This window comes from Citrobacter amalonaticus (assembly GCF_002918555.1).
GTDB lineage: Bacteria > Pseudomonadota > Gammaproteobacteria > Enterobacterales > Enterobacteriaceae > Citrobacter_C > Citrobacter_C amalonaticus_A.
In genome coordinates this window covers 558906-573193 of sequence record NZ_PQMB01000002.1, presented here as the reverse complement: position 1 = coordinate 573193, position 14288 = coordinate 558906, and the positions used below count along the sequence as shown (strand labels likewise).

The window sequence follows — 14288 nt, the reverse complement described above, 5'->3', positions numbered from 1 at the left end:
AACAAATGCTGGTTTTTTGAATGCATAACGATAAAGATCTCTCTACGTGGCAGACGTTTCGCCGACTGTGGCCAACCATCGCGCCTTTTAAATCGGGTCTGATCGTGGCGGGTGTCGCGTTAATCCTCAACGCAGCCAGCGATACCTTCATGTTATCGCTCCTCAAGCCATTACTGGATGATGGTTTTGGTAAAACAGATCGCTCGGTGCTGCTTTGGATGCCACTGGTGGTTATTGGACTGATGATATTGCGTGGTATCACCAGCTATATCTCAAGTTACTGCATCTCCTGGGTGTCGGGCAAAGTGGTCATGACCATGCGCCGACGCTTGTTTGGTCATATGATGGGGATGCCAGTCTCTTTCTTCGACAAACAATCCACCGGGACACTGCTGTCGCGTATTACCTATGACTCTGAGCAGGTGGCGTCTTCTTCTTCTGGCGCATTGATTACCGTTGTGCGTGAAGGCGCATCGATCATCGGCCTGTTTATTATGATGTTCTACTACAGCTGGCAACTGTCGATCATTCTGGTCGTTTTGGCACCCGTCGTGTCCATTGCGATACGCGTTGTCTCAAAACGTTTCCGCAGTATCAGTAAAAACATGCAAACCACTATGGGGCATGTGACGACCAGCGCAGAACAGATGCTGAAGGGCCACAAAGAAGTCCTTATCTTTGGTGGTCAGGAAGTTGAAACCAAACGTTTTGATAAAGTCAGTAATAAAATGCGTACGCAGGGGATGAAGATGGTCTCTGCGTCCTCAATATCTGATCCGATCATTCAGCTCATCGCTTCTCTGGCACTGGCTTTCGTTTTGTACGCGGCGAGTTTCCCAAGCGTGATGGACAGTCTGACCGCAGGGACAATTACCGTCGTTTTCTCATCAATGATTGCGTTGATGCGCCCGCTCAAATCGCTAACTAACGTCAATGCGCAGTTCCAGCGCGGTATGGCGGCATGCCAGACCTTGTTTGCTATTCTGGATAGCGAACAGGAGAAAGATGAAGGTAAACGTGTCGTTGAACGTGCTACGGGCAATCTGGAATTCCGCAATGTTACCTTTACTTATCCAGGTCGTGATGTACCTGCGTTGCGTAATATCAATCTGAATATCCCGGCGGGTAAAACGGTTGCTCTGGTGGGCCGTTCTGGCTCGGGTAAATCCACAATTGCCAGTCTGATCACGCGCTTCTATGACATTGATGAAGGTGAAATCCTGATGGATGGTCACGATCTGCGTGAATACACCTTAGCTTCTTTACGTAATCAGGTTGCGCTGGTTTCACAAAACGTGCACCTGTTTAACGATACGGTTGCGAACAACATCGCTTATGCGCGTACCGAACAGTACAGCCGGGAGCAGATCGAAGAAGCGGCTCGTATGGCGTACGCAATGGACTTCATCAATAAGATGGATAACGGTCTGGATACCATTATTGGTGAAAACGGGGTACTGCTTTCTGGTGGTCAACGGCAGCGTATCGCGATTGCCCGTGCCCTGCTGCGCGACAGCCCAATTCTGATCCTCGATGAAGCGACATCCGCGCTTGATACCGAATCCGAACGTGCGATTCAGGCGGCGCTGGATGAACTACAGAAAAACCGTACTTCACTGGTGATCGCGCATCGTCTTTCAACCATTGAAAGTGCCGATGAAATTGTGGTGGTGGAAGATGGTGTTATCGTTGAGCGCGGTACGCACAGCGAACTGATTAATCATCGCGGCGTTTATGCGCAGCTGCATAAAATGCAGTTTGGCCAATGATAGCCAGAATCTGGTCCGGTGAGTCGCCCTTGTGGCGACTGTTACTGCCTCTCTCCTGGCTGTACGGCCTGGTGAGCGGCAGTATTCGCTTGTGTTACAAGTTTGGACTGAAACGCGCCTGGCGTGCGCCGGTGCCTGTGGTGGTGGTTGGAAACCTGACAGCCGGGGGGAACGGTAAGACCCCAGTGGTGGTTTGGCTGGTAGAGCAGCTTCAACAGCGTGGGATCCGTGTTGGCGTGGTCTCTCGGGGTTATGGTGGTAAAGCTGCGTCGTATCCGTTGTTGCTGACAGCGCAGACCACTACCGCAGAGGCGGGTGATGAGCCTGTTCTGATTTTTCAGCGTACCGGGGCGCCCGTCGCCGTTTCGCCAGCGCGTTCCGACGCAGTAAAATCACTTCTCACCGCTCATCAGGATATGCAGATTATCGTGACGGACGATGGCTTGCAGCACTATCGACTGGCGCGGGATGTCGAGATTGTGGTGATTGACGGCGAGCGTCGGTTTGGTAATGGCTGGTGGCTGCCTGCGGGCCCAATGCGTGAGCGTGCCGGTCGTCTACGTTCGGTTGATGCCGTGATTGTAAACGGTGGCGTCCCACAGCCAGGTGAGATCCCGATGCATCTTGAACCTGGCATGGCTGTAAACCTGCGTACCGGTGAGCGTCGTGATGTGGCGCAATTACTGAACGTTGTTGCGATGGCGGGCATTGGTCACCCACCGCGTTTTTTTGCCACGCTGACAGCATGCGGCGTTCAGCCGCAAAAATGTGTTCCGCTGGCGGACCATCAGGCGCTCACACACGGTGGCGTCAGCGCGTTACTTCGCACGGGGCAAACGCTGGTGATGACGGAGAAAGACGCGGTCAAGTGTCGTCCATTTGCTGAAGAAAACTGGTGGTATTTACCTGTTGATGCACATTTGTCTGGTAAAGAACCTGACGCATTACTTGAACAACTCACTTCGCTGGTTCGTTAGCTGATTCAAACCGCGGCAGTGAACGATTTATGGAGTCATGAATGTCGTTGCCGCAACTCTCGCTTACGGATGCCCGTAACCTGCATCTTGCAGCCCAGGGGCTGCTGAAAAAATCACGTCGTCGCGCGCAGCCTGCGGATATCCTGGCGACGATTTCCCGCATGTCACTGTTGCAAATTGACACCATCAACATTGTCGCCCGCAGTCCATACCTGGTACTGTTCAGCCGTCTGGGAGACTATCCGCCGCAATGGCTGGATGAGGCCTTATTTCGCGGTGAGCTGATGGAGTACTGGGCGCATGAAGCCTGTTTTCTGCCGCGCAGCGATTTTATGTTGATACGTCATCGTATGCTGGCGCCAGAGAAAATGGGCTGGAAGTATAAGGCCTCCTGGATGAAGGAGCACGCTCATGAGATTGAACAGCTGCTTCAGCATATCCACCATCATGGGCCGGTCCGCTCTGTGGATTTTGAGCATCCGCGCAAGGGCACCAGCGGTTGGTGGGAGTGGAAACCGCACAAGCGCCATCTTGAGGGGCTCTTCACTTGCGGAAAAGTGATGGTGGTGGAACGGCGAAACTTTCAGCGCGTGTACGATTTAACTCATCGGGTAATGCCTGACTGGGATGATACGTGCGATCTGCTCCCGCCGGCGGAAGCGGAAATGACGATGCTTGATAACAGCGCGCGCAGCCTGGGTATCTTTCGCGAGCAGTGGCTGGCGGATTACTATCGTCTGAAGCGTCCGGCGTTAAAAACGTGGCGCGATATCCGCTCAGAGCAGCAGCACATTATCCCTGTCGATGTCGCAACGTTAGGTCAACTCTGGCTGCATGCCGGTCTACTACCGCTCCTGGAGCAGGCCCTGGCCGGTAAGTTAACCGCCAGTCACAGTGCCGTTTTATCGCCTTTTGATCCGGTTGTCTGGGATCGCAAACGAGCAGAGCAACTGTTTGATTTTAGCTACCGACTGGAGTGTTACACCCCGGCGCCAAAACGTCAGTACGGGTATTTTGTTCTGCCTCTGCTGCACCGCGGACAACTGGTTGGACGTATGGATGCCAAAATGCACCGTAAAACGGGCGTGCTGGAGGTGATCTCACTTTATCTACAGGACGGGGTGAAACCGGGTATGACGCTACAGAAAGGGCTGCTGCAGGCCATTACCGATTTTGCCCGCTGGCAGCGGGCCAGCCGCGTAACGTTAGGACACTGTCCGAACGGCCTGTTTGCTGACTGTCGTCACGGTTGGGAAATCGCGCAGTCTGCTGAACGGATATGATAAGATTCACCTATTCACTATCCGGTCCATCTGGAGGAACTATGGATCATCGTCTGCTTGAAATCATTGCCTGCCCGGTATGCAACGGCAAACTCTGGTACAACCAGGAAAAACAAGAACTGATTTGCAAACTGGATAACCTTGCATTCCCCTTGCGCGATGGGATTCCGGTACTGCTGGAGACCGAAGCCCGCGTGTTGACCGCTGACGAGAGTAAATCATGAGCTTTGTGGTGATTATTCCTGCGCGTTACGCCTCTACGCGTCTTCCGGGGAAGCCGTTGCTGGATATCAACGGTAAGCCAATGATTGTGCATGTGCTGGAGCGTGCACGTGAGTCCGGTGCTGAACGCATTATTGTCGCCACCGATCATGACGATGTGGCGCGCGCCGTTGAAGCCGCGGGGGGCGAAGTATGCATGACCCGCGCCGATCATCAGTCTGGTACTGAGCGTCTGGCGGAAGTTGTTGAGAAGTGCGGTTTTAGCGATGATACCGTGATTGTGAACGTCCAGGGCGATGAACCGATGATCCCGGCCGTGATCATTCGCCAGGTGGCTGAAAATCTGGCGCAGCGTCAGGTGGGCATGGCGACGCTTGCAGCCCCAATCCACTGCGCGGAAGAGGCATTTAATCCAAATGCGGTGAAAGTTGTGCTGGATGCTGAAGGCTATGCGCTTTACTTCTCGCGCGCGACGATCCCCTGGGATCGTGACCGCTTCGCCAAAAGCCTGGAAACGATGGGTGACACCCTCCTGCGCCATCTGGGGATCTATGGCTATCGCGCCGGTTTTATTCGCCGCTATGTTAACTGGCAGCCGAGCCCGCTGGAGCGTATTGAGATGCTGGAGCAGCTTCGCGTGCTCTGGTACGGCGAAAAAATCCATGTTGCTGTGGCTGAGCAGGTACCCGGCACGGGTGTTGATACCGCCGAAGATCTTGAGCGCGTTCGCGCCGAAATGCGTTAATATCCTTAAGGATACGCCTCTCAAAAGTGGGAGGGGTATCCTGTCATCATCCTTTTCCTCCACTTTTCTTGCCATCAATTGATCTCATTCGGGTGACATCGGTCCATATGGCGCTCATTATGAAAGCAGTAGCTTTTATGAGGGCAATCTGAATGGAACAGCTGCGTGCCGAATTAAGCCATCTACTGGGAGAAAAACTCAGCCGTATTGAGTGCGTAAGTGAAAAAACGGACTCAGCGCTGTGGTCGCTGTACGACAGTCAGGGAAACCCCATGCCGTTGATGGCGAGAAGTTTCACGACTCCCGGCGTTGCTCGTCAACTGGCATGGAAAACCACAATGCTGGCGCGGAGCGGTACGGTACGGATGCCGGTGATTTATGGCGTGATGACGCACGAGGAACATCCAGGTCCCGATGTATTGTTGCTGGAACGTCTGCGCGGCGTGCCGGTAGAAGCCCCTGCAAGGACCCCGGAACGCTGGGAGCAGCTCAAAGATCAAATTGTCGAAGGGTTGTTGGCCTGGCATCGCCAGGACAGTCGCGGCTGCGTGGGGGTGGTAGACAATACTCAGGAGAATACCTGGCCTTCATGGTATCGCCAGCGCGTCGAGGTATTGTGGAGTACCTTAAACCAGTTCCACAATACCGGCTTCACGATGGAGGATAAACGTATCCTTTTTCGCACCCGTGAATGCCTCCCCGCCCTGTTTGAGGGCTTCAATGACAACTGCGTGTTGATTCACGGTAATTTCAGCCTGCGTAGCATGTTGAAAGATGCCCGCAGCGATCAACTTCTGGCAATGGTCGGGCCAGGTACTATGCTTTGGGCGCCAAGAGAATATGAACTTTTCCGGCTGATGGACAATACGCTGGCGGAAGGATTGTTATGGCACTATCTGCAACGCGCGCCAGTGGCGGAATCATTCATCTGGCGGCGTTGGCTGTATGTGTTATGGGACGAGGTGGCGCAGCTGGTTAATACCGGCCGCTTTAGCCGTTCTAATTTTGACCTGGCGACAAAATCACTGTTGCCGTGGCTCGCCTGACGATCCTTTCAACCACTGCCAGATTCGCCCCAGCGTTTCGTAACTGGCGCGATCGCTGTGCATCAGCCAGACGGGGGACGGGATGGCGCGCTCCCATGGATTCAGCGGTGAATCAATAGCCAGTTGATTCGCCGGTGCAGGAAGGGGGTTAAGCCCGGCATGCTGGAAGAAAATCATCGCCCGCGGGAGATGAGATGCCGAAGTCACCAGCAGGAAAGGCGCATTGCCGATAGCCTGCTTAACGGCCGCAGCTTCTTCTTCGGTGTCTTTAGGACTATCCAGCGTAATGATATCGCTTCCCGGTACGCCCAGTGACTTCGCCACGCGTGCGCCAACTTCTGCGGTGCTAACGGTGTTAGTCTGTGCGACGCTGCCAGTAAAGATAAGCTTTGATCCTGGGTTAGCTCGCCACAGACGGATACCTTCGTTAAGGCGCGGAAGACTGTTATTGATCAGGTTAGAGCTGGGTGCCCACTGCGGGTTCCAGGTATAGCCCCCGCCCAGTACCACGATGTATTCCACCTTTTGCGTATCCTGCCAGGTCGGATACCGTTCCTCAATGGGACGGAGCAGACTGTCGGCAACAGGCTGCAGGCTCAGGAGCAGAAGCGTCAGCCATCCCAGACTGATAAAGACCTTCCCGGTTTTCTGAAAGCGACTAAACCACAACAGTATCAGGCCTGCGCCCATCATGAACAGCAGGAAGGGAAGGGGCAGCAGCATACCGCCAATCACTTTCTTCAGTGTAAAAAGCATCCTTTTTGGTTCCTTTTTTAACCATACAGCAGGACTTCTGCAGGGATATTACACCAGACAGGTTAAATATCGCCGCGAGTATGACAAAATAGCGTCCTTTTAAGAGAACCCCTGAGCCAGCCGGTGGAGAGCCCAATGCGGGATCGCAATTTTGATGACATTGCAGAAAAGTTTTCCCGTAACATTTACGGTACAACTAAAGGTCAGCTAAGACAGGCTATCTTGTGGCAGGATCTGGACCGTGTGCTGGCGGATTTCGGTTCGCAGAAATTGCGGGTGCTGGACGCGGGCGGCGGTGAGGGGCAAACGGCGATTAAAATGGCAGAGCGCGGGTACCATGTTACGCTTTGCGATCTTTCCGCTGAAATGATCGTGCGTGCGCAGCAGGCGGCAGAAGCAAAAGGTGTGAGCAACAACATGCATTTTATACAGTGCGCCGCTCAGGATGTTGCTTCGCATTTGGAAAGCCCCGTTGATCTGATATTGTTTCATGCTGTGCTGGAGTGGGTGGCAGAACCGGTCAGCGTGCTGAAAACCCTGTGGTCTGTATTGCGCCCCGACGGTGTACTGTCGTTAATGTTCTACAATGCTAACGGTCTGTTGATGCATAACATGGTGGCAGGGAACTTTGACTACGTGCAGGTGGGGATGCCAAAACGCAAAAAACGTACGCTTTCGCCAGACTATCCACGTGAACCGGATCAGGTTTATCAGTGGCTGGAGCAGATTGGCTGGCAAATCACCGGGAAGACCGGGGTACGCGTGTTTCATGATTATCTGCGTGAAAAAAATCAGCAGCGTGACTGTTATGAGATGTTGGTTGAACTGGAAACGCGTTATTGCCGCCAGGAGCCGTATGTCAGTCTTGGCCGGTATATACATGTCACTGCCCGCAAATCGCAGATGCAAGGATAACCTATGAGTGAAATTTCCCAGACAGTCCCCGAACTGGTTGCCTGGGCCAGAAAAAATGACTTTTCTATCTCGCTGCCGGTAGACAGATTGTCGTTTCTGCTGGCGGTTGCCACGCTGAATGGCGAACGTCTTGACGGTGAGATGAGTGAAGGTGAACTGGTGGATGCGTTCCGCCATGTGAGTGATGCGTTTGAGCAAACCAGCGAAACCATCGGCGTACGCGCCAACAACGCGATCAACGATATGGTGCGTCAACGTCTGCTGAACCGCTTTACCAGTGAGCAGGCAGAAGGGAACGCGATTTATCGTTTGACGCCGCTCGGCATTGGCATCACCGATTACTATATTCGCCAGCGTGAGTTTTCCACGCTGCGGCTCTCCATGCAGCTGTCGATTGTGGCTGGCGAACTGAAGCGTGCGGCGGATGCGGCAGCCGAGGGCGGGGATGAGTTCCACTGGCACCGTAACGTCTATGCTCCGCTCAAATATTCCGTGGCGGAGATTTTCGACAGCATCGATCTGACCCAGCGCATCATGGATGAGCAGCAGCAGCAGGTGAAAGATGATATTGCGCAGCTGCTGAACAAAGACTGGCGGGCGGCGATTTCGAGCTGTGAACTGCTGCTGTCTGAAACCTCCGGAACGCTGCGTGAGTTGCAGGACACACTGGAAGCGGCGGGCGATAAGCTACAAGCCAATCTGCTGCGCATTCAGGACGCGACGATGGCGCATGACGATCTGCATTTTGTCGATCGTCTGGTGTTCGATCTGCAAAGCAAGCTGGACCGTATTATTAGCTGGGGCCAGCAGTCTATCGATCTGTGGATCGGCTATGACCGACACGTGCATAAATTTATCCGTACCGCGATTGATATGGATAAAAACCGCGTCTTTGCCCAGCGCCTGCGTCAGTCCGTGCAGAACTATTTCGACGATCCCTGGGCGCTGACCTACGCCAATGCCGATCGCCTGCTGGATATGCGCGATGAAGAGATTGCGTTGCGCGATGAAGAGGTCACCGGGGAACTGCCGCCGGATCTGGAATACGAAGAATTTAACGAGATCCGTGAACAGCTGGCGGCGATCATCGAAGAACAACTGGTCATTTATAAAACCAGACAAACACCGCTGGATCTTGGTCTGGTGGTACGCGAATATCTGGCGCAATACCCCCGCGCGCGTCACTTTGACGTCGCGCGTATTGTTATCGATCAGGCGGTACGTCTTGGCGTAGCGCAAGCAGACTTCACCGGACTGCCAGCCAAATGGCAGCCGATTAATGATTACGGAGCCAAGGTACAGGCGCATGTCATTGACAAATATTGAACAAGTGATGCCGGTTAAGCTGGCGCAGGCGTTGGCGAATCCGTTATTTCCGGCGCTGGACAGCGCATTGCGCTCAGGTCGCCACGTCGGGCTGGACGAACTGGATAATCATGCCTTTTTGATGGATTTTCAGGAATACCTGGAAGAGTTTTACGCGCGTTATAACGTCGAACTGATACGTGCGCCGGAAGGATTCTTCTACCTGCGCCCGCGTTCAACCACCATTATTCCGCGCTCCGTCCTCTCGGAACTGGATATGATGGTCGGTAAAATCCTTTGCTATCTCTATCTCAGCCCGGAGCGGCTGGCGAATGAAGGGATTTTTACCCAACAGGAACTCTACGACGAACTGCTGACGCTGGCTGATGAAGCCAAACTGTTGAAGCTGGTGAATAACCGCTCGACCGGCTCTGACGTTGACCGCCAGAAGTTGCAGGAAAAAATGCGTTCATCTCTGAACCGTCTGCGCCGTCTGGGTATGGTGTGGTTTATGGGCCACGACAGCAGCAAATTCCGCATTACCGAGTCGGTCTTCCGCTTTGGCGCGGACGTGCGCAGCGGCGACGATCCGCGTGAAGCGCAGCGTCGCTTAATCCGTGATGGTGAAGCGATGCCGGTCGAGAACCATCTGCAACTCAATGATGAGGCCGAAGAGAATCAGCCGGACGGCGGAGAGGAAGAATAATGATTGAACGCGGTAAATTTCGCTCACTGACGCTTATCAACTGGAACGGCTTTTTTGCCCGCACGTTTGACCTCGATGAACTGGTCACCACGCTGTCCGGGGGGAACGGGGCCGGTAAATCCACCACCATGGCGGCATTCGTCACGGCACTGATCCCGGATTTAACCCTGCTGCACTTTCGTAACACCACGGAGGCCGGGGCGACCAGTGGCTCACGCGACAAAGGCCTGCACGGTAAGCTGAAGGCGGGTGTCTGTTACTCCATGCTTGATACGATCAACTCTCGCCATCAGCGGGTGGTGGTCGGCGTACGTCTGCAACAGGTTGCCGGGCGCGACCGTAAAGTTGATATCAAACCGTTCGCCATTCAGGGGCTGCCGATGTCGGTTCAGCCGACGCAACTGGTGACGGAAACGCTGAACGAACGTCAGGCGCGCGTGCTTTCACTTGCCGAGCTGAAAGAGAAGCTCGACGAGATGGAAGGGGTGCAGTTTAAGCAGTTCAACTCGATCACCGACTATCACTCGCTGATGTTCGATCTGGGCATTATTGCCCGTCGTTTACGCTCAGCCTCCGATCGCAGCAAGTTCTATCGCCTGATCGAAGCCTCCTTGTACGGCGGGATCTCCAGCGCCATTACCCGTTCCCTGCGCGACTACCTGCTGCCGGAAAACAGCGGCGTGCGCAAAGCGTTCCAGGATATGGAAGCTGCGCTGCGTGAAAACCGTATGACGCTGGAAGCGATCCGTGTCACCCAGTCCGACCGCGATCTGTTTAAACACCTGATCAGCGAAGCCACCAACTATGTGGCGGCAGACTACATGCGTCATGCCAACGAGCGGCGAGTCCATCTGGATAAGGCGCTGGAGTTCCGTCGTGAACTCTACACCTCGCGCAAACAGCTGGCGGCGGAACAGTATAAACATGTGGATATGGCCCGTGAGCTGGGCGAACAAAATGGGGCAGAAGGCTCCCTTGAGGCCGATTATCAGGCGGCGAGCGATCACCTGAACCTGGTGCAAACCGCGCTGCGCCAGCAGGAAAAAATTGAACGTTATGAAGCGGATCTCGACGAACTACAGATCCGCCTTGAAGAACAAAATGAAGTGGTGGCGGAAGCCGTCGACTGTCAGGAAGAGAACGAAGCGCGCGCGGAGGCCGCTGAGCTGGAAGTGGATGAGCTGAAAAGCCAGCTTGCCGATTATCAGCAGGCCCTGGACGTGCAGCAAACCCGCGCCATTCAGTACAATCAGGCGATTTCCGCGCTGGAGCGTGCAAAAGCGTTGTGCCATTTGCCTGATTTAACGGCAGACAGCGCAGCGCAGTGGCTGGAAACCTTCCAGGCTAAAGAACAGGAAGCGACAGAAAAACTGCTCTCACTGGAGCAGAAAATGAGTGTGGCGCAAACCGCACACAGCCAGTTTGAGCAGGCCTATCAGCTGGTGGTGGCAATCAATGGTCCTCTGGCGCGTAACGAAGCGTGGGAGGTTGCCCGCGAGCTGTTGCGTGAAGGGGTCGATCAGCGTCACCTGGCCGAGCAGGTTCAGCCGTTGCGTATGCGTCTGAGCGAGCTGGAGCAGCGTCTGCGTGAACAGCAGGAGGCCGAGCGTTTGCTGACGGAATTCTGCAAACGTCAGGGTAAGAACGTCGATATCGACGAACTGGAAGCGCTGCATCAGGAGCTGGAGGCGCGCATCGCCTCGCTGTCTGATAGCGTCTCTAACGCGCATGAACAGCGTATGACGTTGCGTCAGGAGCAGGAACAACTGCAGTCGCGCATTCAGCGTTTGATGCAGCGTGCTCCTGTCTGGCTGGCGGCGCAAAACAGCCTGAACCAACTGAGCGAGCAGTGCGGTGAAGAGTTCACCTCCAGCCAGGAAGTGACGGAATATCTGCAGCAGTTGCTGGAACGTGAGCGTGAAGCGATTGTTGAACGCGATGAAGTCGGCGCACGTAAAAATGCGGTTGATGAAGAGATTGAACGTTTAAGTCAGCCAGGCGGGGCCGAAGATCAGCGCCTCAACGCCCTGGCGGAGCGCTTTGGCGGCGTGTTGCTGTCAGAAATCTACGACGACGTTAGCCTTGAAGATGCGCCGTACTTTTCTGCACTGTACGGCCCGTCGCGCCACGCCATCGTGGTGCCGGATCTGTCGCTGATTGCTGAACAACTGGAAGGGTTAACGGACTGTCCGGAAGATTTGTACCTGATCGAAGGGGATCCGCAGTCGTTCGATGACAGCGTCTTCAGCGTTGATGAGCTGGAAAAAGCGGTGGTCGTGAAAATCGCCGATCGCCAGTGGCGCTATTCACGCTTCCCGTCGGTACCGATTTTCGGTCGTGCGGCGCGTGAAAGCCGTATTGAAAATCTGCATGCCGAGCGTGAGGGGCTCTCTGAGCGTTTTGCCACGCTCTCCTTTGACGTCCAGAAAACTCAGCGTCTGCATCAGGCGTTCAGCCGCTTTATCGGCAGCCACCTTGCCGTTGCGTTTGATTCCGATCCGGAAGCGGAAATTCGCCAGCTCAACAGCCGTCGCGTGGAGCTGGAGCGTGCGCTGGCTAATCATGAAAATGATAATCAGCAGCAGCGACTTCAGTATGAACAGGCCAGGGAAGGGGTTTCGGCCCTTAACCGCCTGCTGCCACGTCTGAACCTGCTGGCTGACGATACGCTGGCCGACCGGGTGGATGAAATTCGGGAGCGCCTGGATGAAGCACAGGAAGCCGCGCGCTTTGTGCAACAGCACAGCAATCAGCTTGCCAGACTGGAACCGATTGTTTCAGTGTTGCAAAGTGACCCGGAACAGTTTGAGCAACTGAAAGAGGATTATGCGTATTCGCAGCAGACACAGCGCGATGCTCGTCAGCAGGCGTTTGCGCTGACCGAAGTCGTTCAGCGTCGTGCGCACTTTGGTTACTCCGACTCGGCAGAAATGCTCAACGGCAACAGCGATCTGAACGAAAAACTGCGCGAGCGGCTGGCGCAAGCCGAGAGCGAGCGTACCCGTGCCCGTGAAGCCTTGCGTGGTCATGCCGCACAGTTAAGTCAGTACAATCAGGTGCTGGCGTCGCTGAAAAGCTCGTATGACACCAAAAAAGAGTTGCTCAACGATCTCCAGCGCGAGCTGCAGGATATCGGCGTCCGTGCTGACAGCGGCGCGGAAGAGCGGGCGCGTATTCGTCGCGATGAGCTACATGCTCAACTGAGTAATAACCGTGCCCGTCGCAATCAGCTTGAAAAAGCGCTGACCTTCTGCGAAGCGGAGATGGATAACCTGACCCGCAGGCTGCGTAAACTCGAACGTGATTACCATGAAATGCGCGAGCAGGTGGTGACCGCCAAAGCCGGGTGGTGTGCGGTGATGCGTATGGTGAAAGACAATGGCGTTGAGCGTCGTCTGCACCGTCGCGAACTGGCCTATCTCTCTGCCGATGACTTACGTTCCATGTCGGATAAAGCGCTCGGTGCGCTGCGTCTGGCCGTCGCGGATAACGAACATCTGCGCGATGTGCTGCGCTTGTCCGAAGATCCGAAGCGTCCGGAACGTAAAATCCAGTTCTTCGTGGCCGTTTATCAGCATCTGCGTGAGCGTATCCGCCAGGATATCATCCGTACTGACGATCCGGTTGAAGCCATCGAACAGATGGAAATTGAGCTGGGGCGTCTGACGGAAGAATTGACCTCGCGTGAACAGAAGCTGGCGATCAGTTCGCGCAGTGTGGCAAACATTATTCGCAAGACCATTCAGCGTGAACAGAACCGTATTCGCCAGCTCAACCAGGGGCTGCAGAGCGTATCGTTTGGCCAGGTCAACAGCGTACGTCTGAACGTCAATGTCCGTGAAACCCACGCCACGCTGCTGGAAGTGCTGTCTGAACAGCACGAACAGCATCAGGATCTGTTCAACAGCAACCGTCTGAGTTTCTCAGAAGCACTGGCGAAGTTGTACCAACGCCTGAACCCACAAATCGATATGGGTCAGCGTACGCCGCAGACGATTGGTGAGGAGCTGCTGGATTACCGTAACTATCTGGAAATGGAAGTTGAGGTGAATCGTGGTTCTGACGGCTGGCTGCGTGCGGAGTCTGGTGCGCTGTCTACCGGTGAGGCGATCGGTACCGGTATGTCTATCCTGGTGATGGTGGTACAGAGCTGGGAGGATGAGGCTCGTCGCCTGCGCGGGAAGGATATCTCTCCGTGCCGTCTGCTGTTCCTTGATGAGGCGGCACGTCTGGATGCGCGCTCTATCGCCACACTGTTTGAACTGTGTGAGCGTTTGCAGATGCAGTTGATCATCGCGGCGCCGGAAAACATCAGCCCGGAGAAAGGCACCACGTATAAACTGGTGCGTAAAGTCTTCCAGAACACGGAACATGTTCACGTGGTTGGACTGCGTGGATTCGCGCCACAACCGCCGGAAACCCTCCCCGGTACAGAGAATGCCCCGTCAGAGGCAAGCTAGTCAGAAAGGCGGTCGAAAGACCGCCTTCTTCTATTCGGAACCATCATAATTTCAGATGCAATTTCCTTAAACTTCTTTACATTATACCAGGTAAAAAGCTAACG

At 54.6% G+C, this 14288-nt stretch carries 11 protein-coding genes; 10 read left to right on the top strand and 1 reads right to left on the bottom strand.

What is annotated here, in order from left to right; genetic code table 11:
* The first annotated feature begins 20 nt into the window (after positions 1-20).
* The 6 genes from msbA (at position 21) to C3432_RS08225 (ending at position 6042) form a co-directional block, all read left to right on the top strand.
* Entirely contained in the window at positions 21-1769 is a 1749-nt protein-coding gene (gene msbA / locus C3432_RS08250) for a lipid A ABC transporter ATP-binding protein/permease MsbA (RefSeq protein WP_103776145.1), read from the top strand.
* Entirely contained in the window at positions 1766-2746 is a 981-nt protein-coding gene (lpxK, locus tag C3432_RS08245) for a tetraacyldisaccharide 4'-kinase (RefSeq protein WP_103776144.1), read from the top strand. Before msbA ends, lpxK begins: the two co-directional genes overlap by 4 nt.
* 41 nt (positions 2747-2787) lie before the next feature.
* Positions 2788-4029 (top strand): winged helix-turn-helix domain-containing protein, encoded by a 1242-nt coding sequence (locus C3432_RS08240; RefSeq protein ID WP_103776143.1) that lies wholly within the window; start codon positions 2788-2790, stop codon positions 4027-4029.
* Positions 4030-4070: 41 nt separating this feature from the next.
* The gene (ycaR, locus tag C3432_RS08235; protein ID WP_000350058.1) at positions 4071-4253 is read left to right on the top strand and encodes a protein YcaR; all 183 of its coding nucleotides are present in this window, start codon (positions 4071-4073) and stop codon (positions 4251-4253) included.
* Positions 4250-4996 (top strand): 3-deoxy-manno-octulosonate cytidylyltransferase, encoded by a 747-nt coding sequence (gene kdsB, locus C3432_RS08230; protein WP_103776142.1) that lies wholly within the window; start codon positions 4250-4252, stop codon positions 4994-4996. Before ycaR ends, kdsB begins: the two co-directional genes overlap by 4 nt.
* A gap of 152 nt (positions 4997-5148) precedes the next feature.
* Positions 5149-6042, top strand: coding sequence for a YcbJ family phosphotransferase (locus tag C3432_RS08225; protein ID WP_103776141.1), 894 nt, complete (start codon positions 5149-5151; stop codon positions 6040-6042).
* On the opposite strand, the gene elyC is transcribed toward C3432_RS08225, so the two are convergent.
* Positions 6019-6798, bottom strand: coding sequence for an envelope biogenesis factor ElyC (gene elyC / locus C3432_RS08220; RefSeq protein ID WP_103776140.1), 780 nt, complete (start codon positions 6796-6798; stop codon positions 6019-6021). The genes C3432_RS08225 and elyC overlap by 24 nt on opposite strands.
* 135 nt (positions 6799-6933) lie before the next feature.
* On the opposite strand from elyC, the gene cmoM reads away from it, so the two are divergent.
* Genes cmoM through mukB form a run of 4 tightly spaced genes read left to right on the top strand, consistent with a single transcriptional unit; the run spans position 6934 to position 14184 of the window.
* Positions 6934-7713, top strand: a complete 780-nt coding sequence (gene cmoM, locus C3432_RS08210) for a tRNA uridine 5-oxyacetic acid(34) methyltransferase CmoM (protein WP_103776138.1) — start codon at positions 6934-6936, stop codon at positions 7711-7713.
* Between the two features lie 3 nt (positions 7714-7716).
* Positions 7717-9039: a chromosome partition protein MukF gene (mukF, locus tag C3432_RS08205; protein ID WP_103776137.1), complete on the top strand. Its 1323-nt coding sequence runs from the start codon at positions 7717-7719 to the stop codon at positions 9037-9039.
* The gene (gene mukE, locus C3432_RS08200; RefSeq protein WP_103776136.1) at positions 9020-9724 is read left to right on the top strand and encodes a chromosome partition protein MukE; all 705 of its coding nucleotides are present in this window, start codon (positions 9020-9022) and stop codon (positions 9722-9724) included. The genes mukF and mukE overlap by 20 nt, the downstream gene beginning before the upstream one ends.
* Positions 9724-14184 (top strand): chromosome partition protein MukB, encoded by a 4461-nt coding sequence (gene mukB / locus C3432_RS08195; protein ID WP_103776135.1) that lies wholly within the window; start codon positions 9724-9726, stop codon positions 14182-14184. The genes mukE and mukB overlap by 1 nt, the downstream gene beginning before the upstream one ends.
* Positions 14185-14288: the final 104 nt, after the last annotated feature.

Coding starts and splice junctions, on each gene's coding strand:
- mukF (WP_103776137.1), top strand. CDS start 7,717: ATGAGTGAAATTTCCCAGACAGTCCCCGAACTGGTTGCCTGGGCCAGA.
- mukB (WP_103776135.1), top strand. CDS start 9,724: ATGATTGAACGCGGTAAATTTCGCTCACTGACGCTTATCAACTGGAAC.
- mukE (WP_103776136.1), top strand. CDS start 9,020: ATGTCATTGACAAATATTGAACAAGTGATGCCGGTTAAGCTGGCGCAG.
- C3432_RS08225 (WP_103776141.1), top strand. CDS start 5,149: ATGGAACAGCTGCGTGCCGAATTAAGCCATCTACTGGGAGAAAAACTC.
- ycaR (WP_000350058.1), top strand. CDS start 4,071: ATGGATCATCGTCTGCTTGAAATCATTGCCTGCCCGGTATGCAACGGC.
- kdsB (WP_103776142.1), top strand. CDS start 4,250: ATGAGCTTTGTGGTGATTATTCCTGCGCGTTACGCCTCTACGCGTCTT.
- lpxK (WP_103776144.1), top strand. CDS start 1,766: ATGATAGCCAGAATCTGGTCCGGTGAGTCGCCCTTGTGGCGACTGTTA.
- elyC (WP_103776140.1), bottom strand. CDS start 6,798: ATGCTTTTTACACTGAAGAAAGTGATTGGCGGTATGCTGCTGCCCCTT.
- msbA (WP_103776145.1), top strand. CDS start 21: ATGCATAACGATAAAGATCTCTCTACGTGGCAGACGTTTCGCCGACTG.
- C3432_RS08240 (WP_103776143.1), top strand. CDS start 2,788: ATGTCGTTGCCGCAACTCTCGCTTACGGATGCCCGTAACCTGCATCTT.
- cmoM (WP_103776138.1), top strand. CDS start 6,934: ATGCGGGATCGCAATTTTGATGACATTGCAGAAAAGTTTTCCCGTAAC.